The 9,038-nt window shown below is 72.9% G+C and carries 7 protein-coding genes and 1 pseudogene; 3 read left to right on the plus strand and 5 right to left on the minus strand.

Going from position 1 to position 9,038, the window contains the following annotated elements; translation table 11 throughout:
* The first annotated feature begins 131 nt into the window (after window positions 1–131).
* Entirely contained in the window at window positions 132–1,901 is a 1,770-nt protein-coding gene (locus ACGFJ7_RS38885; RefSeq protein WP_392646932.1) for a hypothetical protein, read from the plus strand.
* A gap of 211 nt (window positions 1,902–2,112) precedes the next feature.
* Here the strand turns inward: ACGFJ7_RS38885 and ACGFJ7_RS38890 are convergent, their stop codons facing one another.
* The 3 genes from ACGFJ7_RS38890 to ACGFJ7_RS38900 are packed head-to-tail and all read right to left on the minus strand — an operon-like array spanning window position 2,113 to window position 3,327.
* Window positions 2,113–2,709 carry a hypothetical protein gene (locus ACGFJ7_RS38890; RefSeq protein WP_360261768.1) on the minus strand — a complete coding sequence of 199 codons (597 nt, stop codon included), beginning with the start codon at window positions 2,707–2,709 and terminating at the stop codon, window positions 2,113–2,115.
* Window positions 2,709–2,999 (minus strand): hypothetical protein, encoded by a 291-nt coding sequence (locus ACGFJ7_RS38895; RefSeq protein WP_360261766.1) that lies wholly within the window; start codon window positions 2,997–2,999, stop codon window positions 2,709–2,711. The genes ACGFJ7_RS38890 and ACGFJ7_RS38895 overlap by 1 nt, the downstream gene beginning before the upstream one ends.
* A gap of 1 nt (window position 3,000) precedes the next feature.
* A complete protein-coding gene (locus ACGFJ7_RS38900; protein ID WP_360261764.1) occupies window positions 3,001–3,327 on the minus strand; it encodes a YbaB/EbfC family DNA-binding protein in 327 nt (108 codons plus the stop codon).
* Between the two features lie 147 nt (window positions 3,328–3,474).
* Here ACGFJ7_RS38900 and ACGFJ7_RS38905 point away from each other — a divergent pair, with 147 nt between their 5' ends.
* Complete coding sequence (locus ACGFJ7_RS38905; protein WP_392646934.1) at window positions 3,475–4,668, plus strand: DNA polymerase III subunit delta'; 1,194 nt, start codon at window positions 3,475–3,477, stop codon at window positions 4,666–4,668.
* 353 nt (window positions 4,669–5,021) lie between these two features.
* Here ACGFJ7_RS38905 and tmk read toward each other — a convergent pair whose 3' ends face one another.
* Window positions 5,022–7,493, minus strand: a complete 2,472-nt coding sequence (gene tmk, locus ACGFJ7_RS38910; protein WP_392646936.1) for a dTMP kinase — start codon at window positions 7,491–7,493, stop codon at window positions 5,022–5,024.
* Window positions 7,494–7,722: 229 nt separating this feature from the next.
* Here tmk and ACGFJ7_RS38915 point away from each other — a divergent pair, with 229 nt between their 5' ends.
* Entirely contained in the window at window positions 7,723–8,928 is a 1,206-nt protein-coding gene (locus ACGFJ7_RS38915) for an amino acid deaminase/aldolase (protein WP_360261759.1), read from the plus strand.
* Window positions 8,929–8,935: 7 nt separating this feature from the next.
* On the opposite strand, the pseudogene ACGFJ7_RS38920 reads toward ACGFJ7_RS38915, so the two are convergent.
* Window positions 8,936–9,038, minus strand: a pseudogene (locus tag ACGFJ7_RS38920) (TetR/AcrR family transcriptional regulator); the annotation flags it as partial.

A 9,038-nucleotide genomic window follows, 5' to 3' on the forward strand; every position in this document is an offset into this window, starting at 1 on the left:
CGTACCAAATGCCGGTTTTGGGCTACCCGGCAGGGTTGTCGAATAGATGCGGCACAACCGCCCCAATCGACCGTCGTTGGGCAGACCCGTAGACGTCGCTCAACACGGAACACTTCGGGAGGGAACTACCCATGACGCCCGCCAGATCGCTGGCCGCCAGTGTGGTCGCACTCGGTTTCACGGGTGCGCTCAGCGCTCCGCTGCCCGCGTTCGCCGCGCCCGCACCGTGCGAGCGGGCCGAGAGCTACGCGGCCCAGTCCGGCGCCGAGCTGCTGCGCATCGAAAAGCTCGCCGTCCAGGTTCCCGACGTCCGCTACAAGAAGCCGAAGGCCGAGACTGAGACCGAGAGCGGCCCGGCGACCGGCGCCGCGGCCCGCGTGCTGGACTCGGTGGACGACCCGATCACCGACCCGGAGGAAAGCGACACCCTCAGCGAGGGCATCGGGATGCTGGGTACGGCGATGCTGGGCACCCTGACGCCGCGCCCGAAGGCCAAGGCGGGCACCGACGGCGAAGCCGACGTGGTCACGCCGGCCGACGAGGTGACCGGCCGCCTGGGTGGAGCGGCCGAGCAGGGCGGCAGCCTCGTGAATGGACTGACGCGGGCTCCGGGAGACTCGGGCGGGAGTGGCGCCGGGACGTCGATGGAAGACCCGGCGGCGGGGGCGAAGGCCGATGAGGACGCAGCCGACGAGGGTCGGGCCGACAAATCGGAAGAACCGTCCGAGGATGCCGTGAAGGAGAGCGGAAGGACCGCGACTCTGTCCGATGTGGGCGTCGGCGAGACCCGGACCGCGATGATCGCCGAGGCCAAGGTGTCGTCGGCCGCCTATGGGCGGCTGCTGGACGGGCAGGCCGAGGGCAAGGCCGGGCTGAGCAAGCCGCTGCTGCAGAAGGCGCCGCCCACCAACCCGAAGGCGGCGCAGCGCGTGACCCCGGCCGGCAAGGCGGGTCCGCTCAAGCTCGGCGCTGGCCGGCTGGCCGCGCACGCGCGATGGGAAGCGGGCATGGCCTGCGGCCGCGCCGTGGGCGAGACGACCCGCTCGGAGGCCGGGCTCACGAGCCTGCGCCTGCTGGACGGGCTGGTCCGCGTACCGGAGAAGCTCACCAGCGAAAGCACGACGGCGCTGGAGCGAAGCGGCGAAGCGGCCCGGTCGGTGGCCTCGTCCACGGTCAAGGCGGGCCGGATCGAGCTGGCCGACGGCAGGGTTCGCGTACGCGTTCTGCGGGCGCCCACGTTGACGACGTCGATGTCGGCGGCCGAGGGCGGCAAGGTCGAATACCGCCCGGCCGTCGTGGAGGTCTCCGGCGACGGGATCGCCACCAAGCGGCTGGAGGCGGCCGGCGACCACGCCGAGATCACGCTGACCCCGGAGCGCCACGCGACGGAGTCCGTGCCGCTGGGCCGCCTCAGCGACCTGGCCGCGCTGGACAAGGCCAAGCGGCTGCCCGTGCCGGCCGTACCGGGGCTGCCCCCGGTGAGTGCGGCGCCGCGGACCGAGTCGGCCCCCAGCGCGACTCACGGAACCCGGCTGCGCGTGTCGCTCGGCGACGTCCGGCAAGCGACCAAGGGATCCGCCGTCGCCGCCCGGGCCGCCGCCGTCAAGGTCTCGCTGGTTCAGGCAGCCGCTGCCGGGTCGAAGGACCGCGACAGGCCCGGCTACGGCCCTCAGGCCAGGACCACTGTGGACCTCGCGTTCGGCGTGCTGGAGTCGGCGGCCGTCTCCCCCGCCGCGGCCCCACCGGCCGGCACAGGCGGAGCGGGCGCGGGTGGCGCCGGCAGCGGCCTTCCGGTGACCGGGCCGCGCCTGGACCGCCTGGCCATGGCCGGCGGAACCCTGCTGGTGGCAGGCATCGCCGCGGTGGCCGTGACCATGCGCCGCCGGCGGTCCCGGCCCTGATGATCCGGAACCGGCGTCGACCGTATGGAGCATTGTCGATCTCCTGACGGATGAGGGCCCGGCGACGGACGTCCGGTCCTGCTCCCCCGAGCGGACCGAAGCCGCCGTAACCCCGAGACAAGCATCGATCGATGGCGTTGAGTAGTCAGCACACCTGCGGGGGGTGCAGGAAGTCGCGGCGCCGCATTCGGATCCGAGTGCGGCGCCGCGCCTACACCGGGACCGCGTGGGTCAGGTGAGTGGAGTTCTGCATCAGCTCCTCCGCTTCGGCGTAGAGATCGGCGATCGTCCTCAACACGTGGGCGGCAATCGCGGCGGCCGCCGTCTCGGGCCGCGGGGTGGCGGGCGCGGTCTGAAGTGTCAGCGCCTCGGCCGAGACCAGCACGTCGGCCAGCGTGGCGGCCACGGTGTCGCGCGCTCGGATCATCCAGTCGCTCAGGGCGGCGGTCAGGTCGGCCGTCTCCTCCAGGCGCTCGTCGAGGCTGTCGGCGGCGCCGGCCAGGTGGACGGCGACCCGGCGGCGGAGGTCGTCGTAGGCCTCGGCCGCCTCGCCCTCCCAGACGCCTGGTGGCGGCAGGTCGGCGGCGGCGCACGCACGGGCCCCGGCCCGCAATTCGGGCACGGTCTCGGCCAGCGCACCGGGACGTAACGCGGCCACGGCTTCGACGGCGTCGACGGGGAGAAGGCGTACCCGTCGAAGCTCTTGCCAGATCTTGTGCTCGGCGGGGGCGCCGGCGTCGCCGAGCACCTGCTCCACCCGGCGCAGCAGGGGCAAGGCCGCGTCGAGCACCTGATACAGAGCGTCCATCACAGCTCCAGACGCCGGCGGACCGCGTCGTCGGTCTCGGCGTAGTCGTCGCGCGTGGCCCGGACCGAGGTGGCCATCGCGGTCAGCCGGCCCGAGGCGCCGGAGGCCTCCTGCGCGCGGGCGGCCACGACGGCGGTCCAGTGCTCGTGCAGCGAGCGGCCGAGTCGGCCGGGCAGGCCGGCGGAGGACTCGGCGAAGGCGCCGGGCGGGACGGTCAGCGCGGCCACCGCGCGTTCGACGGAGCGCAGGTCGTCGGCGGCCCGGTCGAGGCGTTCGGCGAGGTGGTCCATGTCAGTCCTCTCCCAGGGATCGCGGCTGCCCGAAGATCTCGCCGCGCAGCTTGTCGCGGGCCCATCGGGCGGCGTCGGCGGCCGTCGCCACCACGGTCTGGAGTTCGCGGGTGAACTCGGTCGCTTCGCGGTGATGCAGGCCGCCGCGGACGCGTATGTCCGTTATGCGGCCAGTGGCGGTCACGGTGGCCTCGATCGAGCCGTCGGGCGAGTGCACGGAGACGGTGTGCGACTCGACGGCGCGCTCGAACTCGGCCCGCAGCTGCTCGACGCGACGATGTCGGTCGATGGCTTCGCTGATCCACGCCTCGTCGATCTCACGCGCCATGCCGGAGGCTCCTCACCGTGCGTCACTTGCCGGGACCAGAACGTACCCGGAAGAGTGAAGGCTCCGCTACGGCGACTTCTCCACTGTGGATAACCCGCCTGTGGATAACTTCGAAGACTGTCGGACCGGCGCAATACCATCGTGTGCGTGAGTGAAGTCTTCGCAGACCTGGTGGGTCAGAACGAGGCGGTCGCCACGCTGCGCCAGGCAGCCTCGGCGGCGGCGCGGGTCGTGGCCGGTGAAGAGGTGCCGGCCGGCGCGATGACCCATGCGTGGATCTTCACGGGTCCGCCCGGCAGCGGGCGCTCGGTGGCGGCGCGGGCCTTCGCGGCCGCGCTGGAGTGCGAGCGCGACGGCGCCGGCTGCGGTGAGTGCCACGGTTGCCACACCGCGCTCGGCAAGACCCACGCCGACGTGCGGTTCGTGGTGCCTGAAGGCCTTTCGATCGGCGTCAACGAGATGCGGACCCTGGTGCTGCGGGCGGCGAGCGCGCCCTCCGGCGGCCGGTGGCAGGTGGTGGTGATCGAGGATGCCGACCGCCTCACCGAACAGGCCGGAAACGCGCTGCTCAAGGCGATCGAGGAGCCTCCGCCGCGCACGGTCTTCCTGCTCTGCACGCCGTCGACGCATCCGGACGACATCTCGGTGACCATTCGGTCGCGCTGCCGCGTGGTGGCGTTGCGCCAGCCGCCCGCCGACGCGGTGGCCGAGGTCCTGGCTCGCCGCGACGGCGTGGCGCCCGACGTCGCGGCTTGGGCCGCGGCGGCCGCGCAGGGCCACGTCGGCCGGGCGAAAAGGCTGGCCAACGACCCGGAAGCCCGTAGCCGGCGCGAGGCCGTTCTCGCCGTGCCGCGGCGGCTGAGCAGCGTGGGCGCCTGCTACGAGGCGGCCTCCGCGCTGATCAAGGCGGCCGAGGCCGAGGCGGCGGAAGCGGTGATCGAGACCGACGCCGCCGAGCGGGCGGCGCTGGAACAGGCCCTGGGCGCGGGCGGCACGGGCCGGGGCGCCGCCGGTGCCATGCGCGGCGCCGCCGGCCAGCTGAAGGAACTGGAGAAGCGCCAGAAGTCCCGAGCTACCCGGTCGAAGCGGGACGCCCTCGACCGCTCGCTGGTCGACCTGGCGGGCTTCTACCGGGATGTCCTTATTACGAATTTGCGCGCGCCGGTCGCTGTCGTACACACCGACACCGCGACGCAGTCGGCGGCCGCGGCTGAGAAATGGAGCGCGGAGAGCACGTTGCGCCGCCTCGAGGCCGTCCTGGCCTGCCGCGACGCCATCGACCAAAACGTCAAACCCGACATCGCCGTCGAAGCCATGATGCTCACCCTTTGGAGGGGGTGACGCCCTTCAGGAGGTACGGAGGTGGTCTGTTCCGCTCAACTAGCGCCGAACCCGCCGTAGCGACCGGCTGAGTGCAACACCGGCCCGTCACCGGGCTTCCGGCCGGTTCGGTGGTCACCGTTCGGCCGGCTGCAACACCGGCTCGTCGCCGGACTCGCGGCCGGTCCTCTGGTCACCGTTCGGCCGGCTGCAACACCGGCTCGTCGCCAGACTCGCGGCCGTCCGACGGTCACTGTCCACCCGTGGCGGCGCCGGCTCGTCGCCGGGCTTTCCAGGCGGTTCGGCGGTCGCCGTTTGGCTCGCTGCGAGGCCGGGCCGGCGTTGGTTGGTGGGCGAGCTTGGGGTTGGCGCGGTCAGCGGTGGCCGGTGCGGGTGGGGCCGTCCGGGGTTTCGTCGTCGTTGACGCCGAGCAATTCGGCCATCTCCTCGAGCGGTGGCTCCTCGTGCTGCCCGTTCGAGAGAGGGGCAGCCATGGGGTGCGCGGCTGCGGGGCTCGCGGCTGCGGAGTGCCCGGCTGAAGGCTGCCCGTCCAGGGGGTGGACGGCGGCCGGGGGCGCGGATGAGGGGTGCGCGGCGGCCGGGGGCGCGGCTGAGGGGTGCGCGGCGGCCGGAGGCGCGGCTGAGGGCTGCGCGGCGGCCGGAGGCGCGGCTGAGGGCTGCGCGGCGGCCGGAGGCGCGGCTGAGGGCTGCGCGGCGGCCGGGTGGGCGGCTGAGGGGTGCGCGGCGGCCGGGTGGGCGGCTGTGGGGTGGGCGGCCGTGGGGTGGGCGGCGGTGGCTCGGTCGGCGGCTTCGGCGGCTAGGAGGTCGGGGGCCTCGAAGTCGGGGGCCGGGGGGACCGCTGTGGAGGCGGGGGCCGGGTGTACGCCGTCGCCGGTCAGGAGGGGGGTCAGGCGGGTGGTTACCGCGGTGCCGATCTCCTCGGCGGGGCGGGCGGCGTCCAGGACCAGGTAGCGGCGAGGGTCGGCGGCGGCCAGGTCGAGGAAGGCGTAGCGGACGCGCTCGTGGAAGGAACGCGACTCGCTTTCCAGGCGGTCCGCGCCCTCGCCTCGGGAGTCCACTCGGCCCAGGCCCACCGTGGGGTCGACGTCGAGCAGGACCACCAGGTCGGGTTTCAGGCCGCCTGTGGCCCAGGAGGAGAGCCAGGAGATCTCGGCGACCGGCAGCGTGCGGCCGGCGCCCTGATAGGCCAGTGACGAGTCGACGTAGCGGTCGCTGATCACGACCGCGCCCCGGGCCAGGGCGGGACGGACCACCGTGGCCACGTGGTGGGCCCGGTCGGCCGCGTACAGCAGGGCCTCCGCCCTCGGGGACGGGGCGTCGCCCTTGTCCAGGACCAGGCCCCGGATGCGGGCGCCGACGTCGGTGGCGCCGGGCTCGCGGGTGACGACCACGTCGTGGCCGGCCGCTTCGAGGGCGGCGGCGAGGCGGCGGACCTGGGTCGACTTGCCCGCTCCCTCGCCGCCTTCGAAGACCACGAAGACGCCGCTGCGGACGAACTGCTCGTCCGGGGAGAGGGGGCGGCCGCGGATGGAGCCCCACAGGTCGGCCAGGACCGGGACGCCGCGCTTGTCGTCCATCTGGCGGAACGAGCTGATGCCGACGGCCACGCCGGCCGCGCCCGCCACCAGCAGCAGGACGCGGGTGAAGGACACGTCGAAGCTGAGGACGCCCAGGTCGACGCGGCGGGAGCTGCCCAGGCCGACCAGGAAACCGGCGAGTGTGATGGCCAGGAGCAGCACCATCCGTACGCCGATCTGCACCACCGCGAAGACCCGGCCCCGGACCGAGTCGTCGACCTCGCCGTAGAGCAGGGTCGTGCCGGCCAGGAACGCCATGCCGGCGCCGGCGCCGACCAGCAGGGCGCCGACCAGGGCCATCGACAGGTGGAAGGACACGCCCAGGAACATCACCGAGCCGCTGGCCAGGACGATGCTCATGCCGAACCAGCGGCGCCGGGACAGCTCGCGGATGATCATCGGGCCGAGGCCGATGCCGAGCGCGAGGCCCATGAAGATGGTGCCGAAGAGCAGGTAGAACGCGGCCTCACCGGCGCCCAGGGATGTGGCGAAGGTCTTGGCCGCGCCGATCACGATGCCGCCGGCGGCGAACGCGCCGAAGATGCCGAGGACCAGGCCGCGGACCAGTGGCGTACCGCCGATGTATTTCCAGCCGTCGAGGAACTGGCGGACCATGCTCTGCTCTTGGGCTTCGCGCTGGCGCTCGGCGCTCTTGCCGCCGATCTCCTTGATGCCGAAGAAGACGGTGAGCGCGGTGACGAGCCGCGAGATCGCGTTCAGGTAGAGCGCCAGCTGAACCGGCGCGGCCCAGTCGGGCAGGGTCACCCCGGACTGTTGCACGCCCGCGGTCAGGGCGGACAGGACCAGCGCGGCCAGGATCGGTGTGATGCCGTACGTGGTGACCAGCGTCAGCTGGTTCGAGACCTCGATCCGCGATTTCGGGATCAGGTTGGGGACCGCCGCTTCCTTGGCCGGGATCCAGATCAGCGTGATCGTCTCGCCGATGAAGGTGGCGATGGCGGCCCAGGCCACGGTGACGCCGGGCGAGCCGCCCAGCAGCGGCACCAGGGGGATCGATCCGTAGAAGACGAAGCGGATCAGGTCGGTGATGACCATGGTGTAGCGCCGGTCGAACCGGTCGGCGAAGACGCCGGCGATCGGACCGAGTAGCAGGGCCGGCAGCAGGCGGACGGCGATGGTGCCGCCGAAGGCCGCGCCCTGCCCGGCGCTGCTCTGGAACTGGGCCGCGGCGAAGATGCCGGTGGCGAGCAGGCCGATCCAGTCGCCGAAGGAGGCGAGGCCGAGCACGAGCCAGAGTCGGCGGAACGGCCGGATGCGCAGGACGGAGCGCAGGGCCGCCGCTCCCGACAGGTCTACCGGTCCGGTTTCCCGCTTTTCGGTGTCGATGGCCGTACCTCCCGTGATCCCCGCAGGGTGCACTCTATCGGGCGGCCCTGACCGCCCTGTTCGCCCACGTTCGGGTATCGAAAAAGTGAAGGCCTTTCGCGTTGCCTTCATCACACGTTAAGTTGCACGCGTGATCGACCGCACACTCCTGCAGAAGCGGCTCGACCGGGCCACCGCGCATCTCGAGACGCCGGTGGCCGCTGTCGACCTGGACGCCTTCGACGACAACGCGGCCCAGCTGGTGGCGCGCGCCGGCGGCAAGCCGCTGCGGGTCGCCAGCAAGTCGGTGCGCTGCCGGGCGCTGCTCGACCGGGTGCTGGCCCGGCCCGGCTGGCGCGGTGTCATGGCGTACACCCTGGGTGAGGCGATCTGGCTGGTCCGCGAGGGCGTGACCGACGACGTGCTGGTCGCCTATCCGACGGTCGACCGGATCGCTCTGCGCGAGCTCACGACCCAGCCCGACCTGGCCGCCGCTATCTCGATCATGGTGGACCACCCTAGTCACCTCGACATCGTCGATCAGGTGACGCCGCCGGGAGCGCGCCCGGAACCCGTACGGCTGTGCCTCGATCTGGACTCTTCCTGGCGGCCGGCGGGGCCACTTCATCTGGGTGTACGCCGGTCGCCCGTGCACTCCGCGGCGCAGGCCGGAGCTCTGGCCCGGCGCCTGGTCGCGCGACCGGGCTTCAAGCTGGTCGGGATGATGTCGTACGAGGCCCAGATCGCCGGACTGGGTGACCTGCCACCCGGCCAGGCGCTGAAGGGCCGGGCGATCCGCCTGATGCAGTCCCGGTCGTTCCCCGAACTGCTCGAGCGCCGTGGCGCCGCCGTCAGAGCCATCCGTGAGCACGCCGACCTGGAGTACGTGAACGGTGGCGGCACCGGAAGCGTGGCCGCGACCAGCGCCGATCCGGCCGTCACCGAGGTCACCGCCGGTTCCGGGCTGTACGGGCCGACGCTGTTCGACGCCTACAGCGCGTGGCGCCCGACCCCGGCCGCGTTCTTCGCGCTCAGCGTCGTCCGGCGCCCCGCGCCCCAGATCGCCACGGTTCTCGGCGGCGGATGGATCGCCTCCGGGCCCGCCGAGACGTCCCGGCAGCCCACGCCGTACCTGCCCGCGGGTCTGAAGTTCAAGCCCGACGAGGGACCCGGCGAGGTGCAGACGCCGCTGGTCGGGCCGGTCGCGGCGACGCTGCGGCCGGGCGACCGGGTCTGGTTCCGTCACGCCAAGGCCGGCGAGCTGTGTGAGCACGTCAACCAGCTGCAGCTGATCGACGGTGAGACAGCCACGCCGACCCCGACCTACCGCGGGGAGGGCCATGCCTTCCTGGGGTGAGCGCCGCTCAGTTGGTCACGTGGCGGTGCAGGTACTCCCGGATCAGCGCCTTGGCCTCGGTCAGCACGGACTCGTCACCGCTCTGGTCGCGCCGGAACGCCAGCTTGATC

The organism is Actinoplanes sp. NPDC048988 (assembly GCF_043197815.1).
In the GTDB taxonomy this organism is placed as follows: domain Bacteria; phylum Actinomycetota; class Actinomycetes; order Mycobacteriales; family Micromonosporaceae; genus Actinoplanes.